This is a genomic window from Nonomuraea sp. NPDC048901, from assembly GCF_040649695.1.
Taxonomy (GTDB): Bacteria; Actinomycetota; Actinomycetes; order Streptosporangiales; family Streptosporangiaceae; genus Nonomuraea.
Genome location: NZ_JBEZFW010000006.1, coordinates 222,305 through 236,978 on the forward strand (window position 1 = coordinate 222,305; position 14,674 = coordinate 236,978).

At 71.0% G+C, this 14,674-nt stretch carries 11 protein-coding genes; 6 read left to right on the plus strand and 5 right to left on the minus strand.

The annotated features are described in order from the left end of the window. The first annotated feature begins 22 nt into the window (after positions 1–22). Complete coding sequence (locus AB0C30_RS22305) at positions 23–1,111, plus strand: dienelactone hydrolase family protein (protein ID WP_357946910.1); 1,089 nt, start codon at positions 23–25, stop codon at positions 1,109–1,111. On the opposite strand, the gene AB0C30_RS22310 is transcribed toward AB0C30_RS22305, so the two are convergent. The 4 genes from AB0C30_RS22310 to AB0C30_RS22325 are packed head-to-tail and all read right to left on the minus strand — an operon-like array spanning position 1,088 to position 5,791. After that, a complete protein-coding gene (locus tag AB0C30_RS22310) occupies positions 1,088–2,980 on the minus strand; it encodes a DUF6807 family protein (protein WP_357946913.1) in 1,893 nt (630 codons plus the stop codon). The two genes, AB0C30_RS22305 and AB0C30_RS22310, sit on opposite strands and share 24 nt — an antisense overlap. 2 nt (positions 2,981–2,982) lie before the next feature. Then, positions 2,983–4,032 carry a mandelate racemase/muconate lactonizing enzyme family protein gene (locus AB0C30_RS22315; RefSeq protein ID WP_357946916.1) on the minus strand — a complete coding sequence of 350 codons (1,050 nt, stop codon included), beginning with the start codon at positions 4,030–4,032 and terminating at the stop codon, positions 2,983–2,985. Next, complete coding sequence (locus AB0C30_RS22320) at positions 4,029–4,907, minus strand: 5-dehydro-4-deoxyglucarate dehydratase (protein ID WP_357946919.1); 879 nt, start codon at positions 4,905–4,907, stop codon at positions 4,029–4,031. Before AB0C30_RS22320 ends, AB0C30_RS22315 begins: the two co-directional genes overlap by 4 nt. Beyond that, complete coding sequence (locus AB0C30_RS22325; RefSeq protein ID WP_357946921.1) at positions 4,904–5,791, minus strand: NAD(P)-dependent oxidoreductase; 888 nt, start codon at positions 5,789–5,791, stop codon at positions 4,904–4,906. Before AB0C30_RS22325 ends, AB0C30_RS22320 begins: the two co-directional genes overlap by 4 nt. A gap of 221 nt (positions 5,792–6,012) precedes the next feature. Between AB0C30_RS22325 and AB0C30_RS22330 the strand changes: the two genes are divergently transcribed. Then, the gene (locus AB0C30_RS22330) at positions 6,013–6,984 is read left to right on the plus strand and encodes a LacI family DNA-binding transcriptional regulator (protein WP_357656179.1); all 972 of its coding nucleotides are present in this window, start codon (positions 6,013–6,015) and stop codon (positions 6,982–6,984) included. Beyond that, a complete protein-coding gene (locus tag AB0C30_RS22335) occupies positions 6,981–7,922 on the plus strand; it encodes an aldose epimerase family protein (protein WP_357946924.1) in 942 nt (313 codons plus the stop codon). The genes AB0C30_RS22330 and AB0C30_RS22335 overlap by 4 nt, the downstream gene beginning before the upstream one ends. On the opposite strand, the gene AB0C30_RS22340 is transcribed toward AB0C30_RS22335, so the two are convergent. Next, positions 7,904–10,372 (minus strand): SpoIIE family protein phosphatase, encoded by a 2,469-nt coding sequence (locus tag AB0C30_RS22340; protein WP_357946927.1) that lies wholly within the window; start codon positions 10,370–10,372, stop codon positions 7,904–7,906. The two genes, AB0C30_RS22335 and AB0C30_RS22340, sit on opposite strands and share 19 nt — an antisense overlap. A gap of 194 nt (positions 10,373–10,566) precedes the next feature. Between AB0C30_RS22340 and AB0C30_RS22345 the strand changes: the two genes are divergently transcribed. The 3 genes from AB0C30_RS22345 to AB0C30_RS22355 all read left to right on the plus strand — a co-directional run bounded on the left by AB0C30_RS22345 (position 10,567) and on the right by AB0C30_RS22355 (position 14,660). Continuing rightward, entirely contained in the window at positions 10,567–11,214 is a 648-nt protein-coding gene (locus tag AB0C30_RS22345; protein WP_357946929.1) for a response regulator, read from the plus strand. Positions 11,215–11,309: 95 nt separating this feature from the next. Next, positions 11,310–13,817, plus strand: coding sequence for a DNA translocase FtsK (locus tag AB0C30_RS22350; protein ID WP_357946931.1), 2,508 nt, complete (start codon positions 11,310–11,312; stop codon positions 13,815–13,817). Positions 13,818–13,895: 78 nt separating this feature from the next. After that, entirely contained in the window at positions 13,896–14,660 is a 765-nt protein-coding gene (locus AB0C30_RS22355; RefSeq protein WP_357946934.1) for a helix-turn-helix domain-containing protein, read from the plus strand. The last annotated feature ends 14 nt before the right edge of the window (positions 14,661–14,674 follow it).

Sequence of the window (14,674 nt, forward strand, 5' to 3'; positions counted from 1 at the left end):
GGGCCGTTCTCTGGGCTGACCGATGCCTGAGCTGCGCCACCTCGGGCCGTTCTCCGGTCTGGCCGAGCTCGCGGAGCGCCGGCACGGCCTGTTTCCCGAGGCCGCGCCCGGCCCCGCGCTCAGGAAGGCCGCCCGCGAGGCCATCGGGACGCTCGACCTCGCCGTACAAGACGTGCGGGTCGAGCGCTCCTGGACGACGAGGGACCTCAGCGGTGAGGAGCTCTCCTGGTCGGTGGGGTTCGGCCCGCGCACCCACGCCTACCTGCTCAAGCCCCGCGACGCGGTAGGACCGCTGCCCGGCGTGCTCGCGCTGCACTGCCACGCGGGCATGAAGTGGGCGGGCAAGGAGAAGATCGCGGACGGCCCCGAGCCGGCCACGCCCGAGGTGCTGCGGCTGCGCGAGCAGATCTACGGCGGCCGGGCCTACGCGAGCGAGCTGGCCAGGCGGGGCTTCGCCGTACTCGTCCCCGACGTGATCGGCTGGGGCAGCCGCCGCTTCGACCCGGCGGACATGCCCGAGCGCGTGCTCGCCCACGCGAACGATCCCGTCATGTCCGAAGCCGACCGCTACGACGTCGCGGCCGGGCACCACGAGCACGTGCTGGAGAAGTACTGCACCCTGCTCGGCACCTCGCTGGCCGGCGTGGTGGCGGGCGAGGACCTGGCCGCCGCGGCCTACCTGCGCTCGCGCCCCGACGTCGGGCGGATGGGCTGCGTGGGGCTGTCAGGGGGCGGCCTGCGGGCGGCGCTGCTCGGCGCGTTCGACCCCGGCGTCGACGCGGTCGCCGTCGCCGCGATGGTCTCCACCTACCGCGAGCTCCTGGACGGCTACGTCGCCGGGCACACCTGGATGTTCTACCCGCCCGGACTGTCGCGCGTCTGCGACTGGCCGGCGCTGGTCGCCGCCCGCGCGCCAGAACCGCTCCTGGTCATGTACGGCGAGCGGGACCAGCTGTTCCCGCCGGCCGGGATGCGCGCGGCGCACGAGGCCATCGCGCGCCGCCACCCGGACGGCGGCTACGAGGGGGTCTTCTTCGACGCCCCGCACGCCTTCGACGTCCCCATGCAGGAGCACGCCTTCACCTGGCTAGAGCGCCACCTCGGCGGCTAGCCCGGCCGCCTCGGCGGCGGACAGGCGCCCGTCGGCCACGACCACGGACACGCCCCTGGTCAGCTCGTCCTCGAAGACCAGCGGCGTGTCCCAGGCCAGCGCGGTGCCCACACCGGGATACTGCGCCACCCTGACGAACCACGGATCGTCCCCCGCCCGGACGAACACCAGCGTCCAGTCCTCGCCCGCCAGCGCCAGCCAGGGCGCCCGGGAGCCGTGGACCCGCTCCTCGCCGTCCTCTGACGAGGTGAACGCCCGCAACCCCGGCGACCCCGCCGGCGCCCGCCAGAAGAAGCCGCCATAGCCCGCCCCGGTCCGGCCCTTGGTGGCCGAGCTCTGGATCGTCAGTGGCGCGCCCGTGAGGTTGCGCAGCGTGAAGCCGAAGTCCAGCGCCCAGCCCCGCGACAGCGGGACGGCCCGCACGGTCCGCTCCTCACGCACCACCGGCTCCTCGCCCGGCCGCTGCCACAGCAGGGTCTCGGCGAAGCCCGAGGAGTCGCGCCCGGTGAAGGACACATGCCGCTGGATCCCGTGGTCGTCCAGCCACTGAGGCCCCTGGTCCCTGACGAACGTCCGGCCGCCCCAGAAGTTGCGCCCGCCGACATCGGTCACGGCCACCCCGGCGCCGAGGTGGTGCGGATGGTCGGCCGGCTGCAGCTCGGTCACCACCGTGCCGCCCAGCGTGCGGACCGGGTGGAGATAGGGCCGCGGGGCCGCGGTGATCGGCAGGTCGGGCCGCGTGACGTACTCGGCCACCACCTGGTCGGCCACCATCAGCGGCACGGCCCAGCTCACGCCCAGCTCGGAGAAGAGCTCCAGCCGCTCGGCGCAGGACTCGACCACCTGGGCGATGCCGGGCAGCACCGGCCCCTCACCGGACAGGTCCTGGTGGTCCCGGGAGATCGGCAGCGGATCGGGCGCGACCCTGATGGCCTCCAGAACCTCCATGAACGCCCCGGTCCGGTGGATCGGCACGATCAGCTCGGCTCCGGAGCGTACGTGCTCGGCGAGGTTCTCCAGCAGGTCGGCCCGGGGGAAGCGGCGCACGGGGCCGTCGCCGACGCGGACCTCGTCCACCGTGTACGTGAACGTGATCGTGCCCCGTTCGCCATGAACGACCACGTACGGCTCGTCGCGCCCGGTGGCGCAGAGCGTCACGGCGGCCACGATCGGCGGCCCGTCCGCCAGGTGGACGCGGATGGCGGAAGTGTCGTCCGACTCGATGGCGTTGGCGTGGAACAGCTCCGCCTCGACCGACGTGACCGCGCCGCGCTCCTCGGCGCCCGCCACGGCGAGGGCGGTGGCGACGGCGTGCGCGAACGGGTTGGTCAGCGCGCCGTCCACGATGTCCACGCCGTCGAGCCGGCGCCGCCCCGACCAGGAGCTGCGGGTGAAGTAGGAGGCGGGCCGCGGCCACGCCCCCGCCACCCCGATGCCGGTCACGCGGCCGATCGTGTCCTCGGCGATCAGCCGGCGCACCTCCGGCAGGGCCGCGGACGCGAGGCTCTGGAAGCCCACCTGGCAGGCGAGACCGGCCTCGGCGGCGGCCTGCTCCATGCGCTCGAAGTCGGCGAGCGTGGCCGCCGTCGGCTTCTCCACCAGCACGTGCGCGCCGGCCGCCAGAGCCGCCAGCGTCAGGTCCGCGTGCGTCGGGATCGGGGTCGCCAGGATGGCGATCTGCGCGCCGGTCCGCTTGATCAGCTCGGGCAGGTCGGTGGAGAACTCCGGCGTGCCGAGCCCGTCGAGGTCTTCGGGGGAGACCGGCCGCACGTCGCAGACGCCCGCCAGCTCGATCTGGCCGGCCAGCTTCCGCAGCCGGTTGAGGTAGTGGGCGCCGAACCCGTGTGCTCCGGCGAGTACGACCCGCATGCTCATCTCCAGTGGAGGCCGAGCCCCCGGTGCTCACCGACGCGCACCTTCGCGTCGCTCACGTGGACGGGATACGGCTCGGCCAGCAGCCCCAGCGCGGCGAACGAGGCGTCCTCGACCTCCTCGGCCATGCACGGCAGCGGCAGAGCCAGCGCGAGCTGCGCCGACAGGTCGGGCAGCAGGTGCGGGTAGACCGGTACGTCGAACGTCCGGGCCAGCTCGGTGATGCGCAAGAACGGGGTGATTCCCCCCACCCTGACCACATTGGGCTGCACGATGTCGCAGGCCCCCGCCGTCAGCAGGTCACGGAAGCCGTAGACGGTGTAGACGTTCTCGCCGACCGCGATGGGCACGTCCACGGACCGCCGCAGCTCCACGTGCGCGGCGACGTCGTCGGCGGGCAGCGGCTCCTCCAGCCAGTGCAGGTCGTACGGGGCCAGCGCCTCGACGGCGCGACGGGCCCGGTGCAGGTCCCAGCGCTGGTTGGCGTCGATCATCAGCAGCGTGCCGGGGCCGACGACCTCGCGGACCGCGGCCACCCGCTCGACGTCCTCGGCGAGGTCGGGCCGGCCCACCTTCATCTTGATCCCGGGATAGCCCGCGGCCTTCCACCGCCCGGCCTGGGCGACCAGCTCCTCCAGCGAGTAGTGCAGGTTCACCCCGCTGCCGTACACCGGCACCGTGTCCCTGCGCCGCCCCAGCACGTCGGCCAGGCCGCGCTCGCCGCAGCGCAGATCCCACAGCGCCAGGTCCACCCCGGCCAGTGCGACGGTGGTGATCCCGCCGGGCCCGGCCTCGCGCAGGTGCCGCCAGAGCCGGTCCCACACCACCTCGGGGTGCGGGTCCAGGCCGATGACGGCCTCGCGGATGTCGTTCTCCAGCAGCGCCTGTACGGCCCGCGCCCCGATCTGCGGCGTCCAGGAGAAACCGGTGCCCGTCCGGCCGTCGTCGAGCGTGAGCTCCACGACCATGACGTGGTTGACGGGCACGTCCGGCCCCCACGGCCTGGACAACTCGGCGGTGTGAGCGCTCACTTTCAGGTCACGGATCATGAGGCGCCTGCCAGCGACCGCCCGTGTTCGATCAGGGCCTTCAGCTCGGCCACGTGCTCGGGCGAGGCGTCGACCAGGGGCGGGCGTACCGGGCCCGCGTCCAGGCCGCCGAGTCGTACGCCGGCCTTGACCAGGGAGACGGCGTAGCCGGGAACCTTGGAGCGCAGCCGTACGAGCGGCTCGTAGAACTCCGTGAGCAGGTGGTCGGCGCCGTTCAGGAACGCGGTGGCGATCTCCGGCGCGAAGGCGAAGACGGCGGAGGAATAGAGCTCCACGCCGATGCCACGGTAGGCGCCCATCGTCAGCTCGGCCGTCGGCAGCCCGTTGAAGAACCTGAACTCCTCGCCGATCTCCCTGCGCACCGCCAGCACCGTGCGCTGGATGAGGTCGATGTCGCCCAGGCCGTCCTTGAGACCGATCACGCCCGGGATCCTGGCCAGCGCCACGACCTGCTCGGGGGTGGGCGCCACCGCGTCGCGCTGGTAGATGATGACCGGCAGGATCGCGGCGACCGCGCGTACGTAGGCGGTGAAGCCCTCGTTGGGGCCCTTGGCCAGGTAAGGGGGCATGAGCAGCAGGCCGTCGGCGCCCGCCTCGCGGGCCGCGCGGGCCTGGCCCAGCGCCGCGCCGAGCGGGCCGCCGGCGCCCGCGAACACCGGCACCTGGCCGGCCGTGGTCTCGACGGCCACCCGGACGGCGGCGGCGTGCTCCGCCTCCGACAGCGCGGGGAACTCACCCGTGCCGCAGGCCGCGAACACCGCGCCAGGGCGGTGTTGGAGCCCGCGCCTGATGTGCTCGGCCAGCACCTCCTCGGCCAGCCCGTGGTCGGGGTCGAAGGGGGTCACGGGGAAGAAGAGGACTCCGCTGAGGTTCATCCGGTCTCCAGTTCGGTGTGCCACGATCTCTTGGGCGTCCAGCCCAGCATCCGCCCGGCCTTGGCGGAGGTGAAGGCGGGAGAGGTCCCGGTGAGGTTCGCGGCCGCGGCGGCGGTCGAGGGGATGACGGCGGGGAGCAGCTCCGCCAGGGGCTCGCGGGCCAGCGCGTCGGCCGCCCCCGCGAAGAACACCTCGCCGTTGGGCAGGTCGGGCAGGCGTTCGAGGAGCACCGAGATCAGGTCGGAGGCGTCCCTGGCGTCGAGGTAGTTGAACAGCGAGGCCCCGGCGATGTCCGGCCGGTCCAGCCGTTCGACGATCGTGTGGCCCGACTGGGTGGGCGCGCCCGCCCACTCCTCGGGAGCCACCACGAAGCACGGCCGCACCGCCGCGAACCGTGTCTGCGAGCTGCGCGCGAACGACGCCATCGTCTGCTCGGCCACGACCTTGGACAGGTTGTAGGCGTTCCACGGCGCGACGGGGTGCTCCTCGTCGATGGGCAGATAGCTGGGCGTCCAGCCGCCGGGCGCGCCGTAGCCGATGACGGTCGGGCTGCTGGCCACGACCACCTTGCCGACCCCGGTGCCGCTCGCGGCCGCGCACACGTTGAAGGCGAGCTGGGTGTTGGTACGGAAGGTCAGCCCGTCGGTACGGCTGAACGGGGTCGCGATGGCGGCCAGGTGGATCACGGCGTCGGGCCGGAAGCGGGCCATGACGTCATACGCCTCGCCCAGGTTCGTCAGGTCGGCGGGCAGGGTGACCGCGGCCTCGGGGGGAGTGCCCGGTGTGACGTCGATGCCGATCACCTCATGACCGGCCTGCGCCAATGAGGCGACCACGCTGCGCCCTAGCCGGCCGGCGCTGCCGGTCACCAGTGTTCGTGTCATCGGTCGTTCACCACTCCTGCTTGGGATACGGCAACCGGTTGCAGAAAGTATCGAGGCGGGGCCGGGAGAACGTCAAGCGGCATGGCCTTCTCTCCCCAGGCGGTCTGGCCATATGAAGAGATATGGTGGGGATTTAGGTGAAAAATCCGGCGGGGATGGCTGATTGACAGTGATACAAACGATTGCACTAAAGTACTAGGTACGGTCGGAGGAGGCCAAGCGTGGCGGTGACGATTCGTGACGTGGCTGAAGCGTCGGGCGTGCATGTTTCCACGGTGTCCCGGGCGTTCTCCGCGCCCCACCTGGTCAACCCCGAGACGCGCACCCGCGTGCTCGCCATCGCCGAGGATCTCGGCTACCGGCCCAACCGCGCCGCGCGGGCGCTGACCACGGGCCGCACCCACAACATCGGCCTCATCGTGGCCGACATCGCCAATCCCTTCTTCCCGCCGCTGATCAAGGCCGCCCAGGCGCAGGCCAGGCTCCGCGACTACCACGTGTTCGTGGCCGACACCGACGAGGACCCGCAGGTCGAGGAGGATCTGATCCAGACCCTCACCAAGCAGGTCGACGGCGTGCTGCTGTGCAGCCCGCGCCTGACGAACCGGACGATAGAGCGGCTGCGCGAGGAGGTGCCGTTCGTCGTGGTCAACCGCCGGGCCAAGGGCATGCCGACCGTGCTCATGGACGTGGGCCGCGGGGCCAGGCAGGCCGTCGAGCACCTCACCGCGCTCGGGCACCGGCGCATCGCGCTGGTCACCGGGCCCAGCGGGTCGTGGACCAGCAAGGAGATGCAGGAGGCGGCCGCCGCGATGAACGACGTGGACGTCGTCTTCCTCGGCCCCAACCCGCCGACGGAGCTGGGCGGCCTGGCGGCGGCCACCGATGTCATCGCCTCGGGCGCGACGGGCGTGCTGGCCTACAACGACCTGGTCGCCATCGGCCTCATCGAAGGGCTCGCCGAGCGGGGCAAGAGCGTCCCCGGAGACGTCAGCGTGATCGGTGTGGACGACATCGTGCCGGGTCGGCTGAGCCGCCCGAAGCTGACCACGATCGCCATGCCCACCGCCGCCGCCGGCCGCATCGCCGTAGACCTGCTGCTCCAGTCGGTCGACTCGGCGGCCACCGCCGCCGCCACGATGCTGGAGACGGCCCTGATCGTCCGCGAGTCCACGGGAAAGGCACACAGATGATGTTCGGAACGCTGCCGTCGGGTGAACAGGTCGAGCGCCTCGAGCTGTCCTCGGGACGGCTGCGCGCGAGCGTGCTCACGTACGGCGCCATCCTGCAGTCGCTGGAGGTGTCCGGCGTCAACGTGGTGCTCGGACTGCCCACGCTGGAGGACTACCTCACCCGCAGCCGCTACTTCGGCGCCGTCGTCGGCAGATACGGCAACCGCATAGCGGGCGGCCGCTTCACCCTCGACGGGGTCGAACACCGCCTGCCGCTCAACAACGGGCCCAACAGCCTGCACGGCGGCAACCGTGGCTTCGACCGCAAGGTGTGGACGGTCGCCGAAGCCACCGACTCCTCCGTGACGCTCACGCTGACCAGCCCCGACGGTGACCAGGGCTATCCCGGCACGCTGACCGCCTCGGTCACCTACACGCTCGAAGACGACGCCCTGCGTCTGGACTACACGGCCGAGACCGACGCGCCCACCGTCGTCAACCTCACCAACCATTCCTACTTCAACCTGGCCGGCAGTGGCGACGTGCTCGGGCACGTGATCCAGATGGACGCCGAGCACTACCTGCCCGTCGACGACGACAAGATCCCCACGGGCGAGCCGGCGCCGGTCAAGGGCACGGCCTTCGACTTCACCACGCCGCACGCGGTGGGCGAGCGCTACGACGGCGGCTACGACCACTGCTTCGTGCTCGACGGCGGCATCCGGGTGACCGAGCCGGTCGGTGGCCTGACCATGGAGGTCACGACCACCGAGCCGGGGGTCCAGTTCTACGCGGGCGGCATGCTGGACGGCGTCGCCACGCCGTACGGACCGCACGCGGGTCTGTGCCTGGAGACGCAGCACTTCCCCGACTCGCCCAACCAGCCGCAGTTCCCCTCTACCGTGCTGCGGCCGGGCGAGACCCGCACCTCCACGACCTCCTACCGGTTCACCACCTGACCGCCTGCCCGCAGCGCGGTCGTGGCGCGGAGTACCAGGAGCGCCACGTCGTCGTTCGACGGCTCGGTGGCGAACGACTCGACCGCCTGCCGGATCCGCTCGGCCACGGCGTGCGCGCTCAGCCCCGAGCAGCCCGACAGGATCGCGGTCAGCCCGTCGTCGTCATCGAGCAGCCGGTTGCCGTCACGCCGCTCTGTGACGCCGTCGGTGACGCACAGCAGCAGCTCCTCGGGCAGCAGCTCGAACGTCTCGGTGTAGAACCGCGCGTCGCCGTCGATGCCCAGCAGTAGCTGCGAGGTGGCGACGGGCTGGACCTCGCCGTTCGCGCGCAGCAGCAGGGGCGGGGGATGGCCCGCCGATGCGAGCGTGCACAGCGCGCCGCCCTGGGGCAGCGGCGTCAGCTCGCCGCAGAGCAGGCTGAGGAAGCGGCCGTCCTCGCCCTCGTCGAGCAGCGTCTGGTTGAGCCGGTCGAGGATGTCGGACACGGTGTAGTTCTCCTTGGCCAGCAGCCGTACGGCGTGGCGGGCCAGCCCGGTCACCGCGGCGGCCTCCGGACCGCTGCCGCAGACGTCGCCGAGGGCGAAGCACCAGTGGTCGCCGACGGTGAACAGGTCGTAGAAGTCGCCGCCGACGTGCGCGCCCTCTCCGGCGGGCTCGTAGACGACCGCCGACTCCAGCCCCGGCATCGGCGCCACCCGCATGGGCAGCAGGCTGCGCTGCAGCACTCGTGACGTGGTCGCCTGCCGCGAGTAGAGCATGGCCGTGTGGAGGTTGAGCGCCACCAGGCGGCACAGGTCGGCGAGCAGGTCGGCCAGCTCCAGCGGAAGCGTCGGCTCGACGCGCCCGATCACCAGCGCGCCGTGCGAGCGGCCCTGGGTGAGCAGCGGGAACGACAGCACGCTCTCCGGCCCGACCGGCCAGGTCACCTCGCCCAGCGCCGAACGCGGGATGACGGGCAGGGCCTGGCGTAGGTCGGCGTTGTGGCGTTCCTCGCTGTGCCACACGTGCGCGAGCCTGGTCATGCCCGCCAGGTCGGTCAGGTAGACCGCCGCCCAGGTGGCGATCTTGGGTACGACCAGCTGGGCCGTCAGAGCCGCGATCAGCTCCTCGTCGTGCACGCCCGCCAGCAGCTCGCCGGCCTCCGCGAGGAACGACAGCCGGCCCCGGTGCGCCCGGTCGCGCTCGGCCAGTCGCTCGCGCTGTACGGTCACCGCCACCTGGTCCGCGATGTGCTGCAGGCTCGCGGTGAGCGCCTGGTCGAACCGGCCGGGCTCGGCGGCGGTCGCCACGAGGTAGCCGGTCACCTCGCCCGCCACCATGAGCGGCGCGCACGCCAGCGACCTGGCCTGGAGCCGCTGGGCCAGCTCGACGTCGGTGGCCAGCAGGTCGTCGAACATCGCCGGCGCCTGCTGCTCCACGCCGAACACCCCCGCGCCCACCACCCCCACCAGCCCCGCCGTCGCCCCGGTGCCCGCCGCGACGCCGAACCGGTTGCCGCCCTCGGCCCGTACCAGCACATAGGCGGCGTCGGCCGCGCTGGACAGCTGGACGATCTGCGCGATGGTGTCGAGCAACTCGTCCAGCGGCATGTCGTGGTCGAGCAGGTCCTTGATGCGGCCGCCCTGCTCCCGCTTGAGCGGGGCGGGCGGGGAGGCCAGGACGTAGCGGTGGTCGCTGGACACCACGATCCAGATCGACCGGCGGTCCTGCGCGCGGCCGTCGGTGCGCAGGTGGGAGATGTAGACCGGGAGCAGGTCCCCGTCGCGGTGCCGCATCCTGGACTCGCCGCGCCAGCGGCCCAGGCCGAGCGTGTCCGACAGCGACAGCGCGCACGGGCCGTGCCTGCGCCAGGCGACCAGATCCGCCAGCGGCTCGCCGGCGACCTGGGCGGCGGACCAGCCGAGCAGTGCCTCCGCCTCGGCGTTCCAGGAGACGATCCGGCCGTCGAGGTCGCTCACGATGACGGCGACGTGCAGGGTCTCCGTGGAGGCCGCGACCGAGGCGGCCTTCGCGGCGGGGATGCCGGAGGCGCTCTCGTGGCCGCACCCCTTGTCGAGCTCCATGCGGACCCAGACCCGCTTGGCCGCACCCGTGTACGTGACGCCCCAGGCGTCGGCGAGCATGCCCGCCAGCGCCAGACCGCGCCCGCTCGTGGCCATGCCCTCAGGCGGCGACTCGGCGGCCGGCACGATCAGGGTCGGGTGATGATCGTCGACCTCGATCTCCAGCCTGGTCGGGACGGCGTTCGGGTCGAGCCGGCAGGTCAGCTCCAGCCCCGTGCCCGCGTGCACCACGGCATTGGTGACGAGTTCGCTGGTCAGCAGCACGGCGTCTTCGGTGAGGTGGCTCAGCTGCCATTCGCCGAGCACCTGACGTACGAAGCGCCGCGCGGCCGCGGGGGCCTGCGGGGTGCCGTCGAAGGCCGTGCTCGACACGCGGGTCGTGTCCACTATGCGTCCTAGAACATCACTCGATGTGGCAGTTCGGTCACTCTCAGAGTGGCAGACTGGACGGCTCCAATACCCCCCAGTTGCAAAGAAGGCCTCCATGGTCGTGCTGTTGGACCCGCTGGAGGTGAGGTATGGACGGGTCTCGGGGGACTCGGGCGGCCTCAGGTGGTCTGGGGGGAGAAGGAAGGATTGTGATGAATCGCCAGGTGAAGATCTTGCTGGTCGACCACAAGGACGAGAGCCTGGTCGCGCTCGAGGCGGTCTTACGCCCGCTTCAGCAGCAGCTGTTCAAGGCCAGATCGGGGCAGGAGGCCATGAAGCTGATGCTCCGCCACGACTTCGCGGTGGTGCTGCTCGACGTGCTCATGCCCGGCATGGACGGCGTGGACGGCACGCAAGGCATGGACGGTTTCGAGACGGCGACGCACATCAAGCGGTTCGACCAAGCGGGTGACGTGCCCATCATCTTCCTGACCGGCACCGAGCCGGGATCCGGCGCCGCGTTCCGGGGTTACGCCGTGGGGGCGGTCGACTACATCGCCAAGCCGTTCGATCCGTGGGTGGTGCGGTCCAAGGTCGCGGTCTTCGCCGAGTTGTTCCGCAAGAACGCGGTGCTGCGCGAGCAGACGGCCCTGCTGGGCGACCTCGTGCGGAACGACGTGGCGCAGTCGAGGAACGCGCGGGTGCTGTGCGGATTCTCCGAGCGGCTCGGCGCCGTCGAGGCGCGGCTCGGCGAACTGGCCGGCTCCTGCGCCGGCGACGAGGCAATGAGGGAAGCGATCAGGGACATGGCCGAGCTGGTGGCCGGCATGCAGGCGGCCTTCGACACGGTTCGATTGTGACGGGTCCGGGGTAAGAGAGCTCTCGCACACCGCCTTCTCGCGTGTTCGGCGAGCCTGTGTGCGTTCCGCGGTGTCTCCGTCGTACCTTTGGCATCATGGCCACCCGTACGCCGAAAAGCGCATCGAAGGGGCCGGCGAAGCGGTCGACCTCCGCCCGCTCGACCCCCGCCAAGCGCGCATCCAGCTCGACCGGGCGGCCGAGGGCGAAGGGGGCCGGGTCGGCCCGCAAGCCGGGCATGACCCACCATGACCCGATCACGTGGGTCTTCACGATGATCGGCAAGCTGATCGTCGGGCTCTGGATGCTGCTCGCCAACGGCATCGGCAGCACCGCCCGGGCGCTCGGCAAGAACGCGCGCGACCTCGATCCGGCGCACCGGCGCGACGGGGTGGGCCTGTCCGTGCTCGCCGGCGCCATCGTGCTGGCCGCGATGACCTGGCGCCAGGCCGACAGCACGGTCTCCGGCGTGGTCAACGTCACCGTGCACAGTGTGTTCGGGTCGCTGGCGTGGGCGCTGCCGCTGCTGCTCGGCCTGCTCGCCTGGCGCTACCTGCGCCACCCCGACCAGAACGCCGACACCGGCCGCATGGTGATCGGGTGGAGCGCGCTGCTGGTCGGCGTGCTCGGCGTCATCCACGTCGCCAACGACACGCCCTACCCCGCCGGCACCGCCAACGACGGCATGGAGCGGGTGTCGCAGGCGGGCGGCATCATCGGGTTCATCGTGTCGGCGCCGCCGATGAGCATCCTGCCCGCCTGGATCACGATTCCGCTGCTGCTGATCCTGTCGGGCTTCGGCGTGCTGGTCATCACGGCCACTCCCGTCCACCGCGTTCCGGAGCGGCTGGCCGAGCTCACGCACCTGCTGTTCGAACGGCACGCGCTCGCCGAGCAGGCCGCGCCCGTCAAGAAGCGGCCCAGGGCCAAGAAGGGCGAGACGGGCGAGAAGGCCGATCTGGTCAAGCCGTACGACACGCCGGTGCTCTCCGAGCAGGACAAGCGCGCCGAGCACTCGCCGGAGATCGTGCCGGGGCTGACGGACGAGGAGGAGCCGCCCCCAGCGCCGGTCAGGAAGACCGAGCCGCCGGAGCCCACTCTCGCGCCCCGCAAGGTCGAGCAGTTGGTGCTCTCGCCCCAGGCCGGGCCGTACAGCCTGCCTGATCTGCAGTTCCTCAAGCCGGGCAGCGCGCCCAAGCCGCAGACCAAGGCCAACACCGTCGTCGTCAACGCGCTGACCAGCGTCCTTGAGCAGTTCGTCATCGACGCGCAGGTGATCGGGTTCACCCGCGGCCCGACCGTGACCCGCTACGAAATCGAGCTGGGCCCCGCGGTCAAGGTGGAGAAGGTCACGGCGCTCACCAAGAACATCGCGTACGCCGTTAAATCGGCGGATGTCCGGATCTTGTCGCCGATTCCGGGTAAGTCGGCGATCGGGGTGGAGATCCCGAACGCGGACAAGGACCTGGTCTCCCTGGGTGACGTGCTGAAGTCCCAGGTGGCGCAGAGCGACCACCACCCGATGATCGTGGGACTGGGCAAGGACGTCGAGGGCCGCACGATCGTGGCGAACCTCGCCAAGATGCCCCACCTGCTCATCGCGGGCGCCACCGGCGCCGGCAAGTCGGTCTGCGTCAACGGCCTGATCACCTCCATCCTGATGCGTGCCACGCCCGACGAGGTACGCATGGTGCTCGTCGACCCCAAACGGGTGGAGCTGTCGGTCTACGAGGGCATCCCTCACCTGATCACGCCCATCATCACCAACCCGAAGAAGGCCGCGGAGGCCCTCGAATGGGTGGTGGGGGAGATGGACCGTCGCTACGACGACCTGGCCGCCAGCGGGTTCCGGCACGTCGACGAGTTCAACAAGGCCGTGCGGGCCGGCAAGCTGCAGCCGCCGCCGGGCAGTGAGCGGGTCTACCAGCCCTACCCGTACCTCCTGGTGATCGTCGACGAGCTGGCCGACCTGATGATGGTCGCCCCGCGTGACGTCGAGGACTCCATCGTGCGCATCACGCAGCTCGCCCGCGCGGCCGGCATCCACCTGGTCATCGCCACGCAGCGGCCCTCCGTCGACGTGGTCACCGGCCTGATCAAGGCGAACGTGCCCTCGCGGCTGGCCTTCGCCGTGTCGAGCCTCACCGACTCGCGGGTCATCCTCGACCAGCCGGGCGCCGACAAGCTGGTCGGCCAGGGTGACGCGCTGTTCCTGCCGATGGGCGCCAGCAAGCCCATCCGCATCCAGAACGCGTTCGTCTCGGAGAAGGAGATCGCCGAGATCGTCACGCACTGCAAGACGCAGATGCAGGCCGAATACCGCGACGACGTCGCCGCGGCGCCGGTCAAACGGGAGATCGACGGCGACATCGGCGACGACCTCGACCTGCTCGTCCAGGCGGCCGAGCTGATCGTGACCACGCAGTTCGGCTCGACCTCGATGCTGCAGCGCAAGCTCCGCGTCGGCTTCGCCAAGGCGGGCCGGCTCATGGACCTGCTGGAGAGCCGCAACGTGGTCGGCCCCAGCGAGGGTTCCAAGGCTCGCGAAGTGATCGTGAAGCCCGATGATCTGCCCGGTTTGCTAGCTGACTTGCGTGGCGAATGACCCCAATGCACGTTCGCCCCACGACTACTGATTGAATGTGAATCATTACAGAACGTCGTGGGACGGAAGGCGCTAGCCATGCCGGAACAGAGCACAGGGGCCATGCTGGCCGCGGCCCGGCGGTCAGCCGGGCTGACGGTCGCGCAACTGAGCGAGACCACCCGCATTCGTGAGGCGATCATCTACGCGATCGAGCGCGACGACTTCTCGCAGTGCGGTGGTGATTTCTATGCGAGGGGACATGTCAGGGCCGTAGCCAAGGCCGTCGGGCTCGATCCCGTGGCGACCGTCCACCTCTATGACGAAGAACACAGCGGGGCGGTCACACCCATCCGGGCCGCCGCCGTCTTCCAGGCCGAACGCAAGATCAGGATCAACGAGCGGCGCGGTCTCAACTGGACGATGGCGCTGGGCGTGGCCCTGGCCATCACCATGGTCTTCGGGGCGGTCAGGGTGCTCGGCGGCGGCACGTCGGACGAGATGCGCACCGCCGACTCCCACCTCATCCCGCCGAACGTCCCGATCAACGAGCACGCGCCCAAACCGTCGCACGCCAAGGGGAAGGCGTCCAACGCGGCCGCCAAGGACGTCGTCGTCGTCAAGGTCAAGGCCAAGAGCCCGTCCTACCTGAACGTCAGCGACGCCAAGGGACGCAAGCTGTTCTCGGGGACGTTGAAGGCGGGCAAGAGCAAGACCTACCGGTCCGACATCGAGGTCCATCTTCTGATCGGTGACGCGGGCGCCGTGTCGCTGCAGGTCGACGGCAAGGATCTGGGTCATCCGGGGGCCAGCGGGGAGATGGTGACGCGCTCGTTCAAGCCTTCCAAAGCACAACCTAGGTAGCCCGTGCGCCCGGT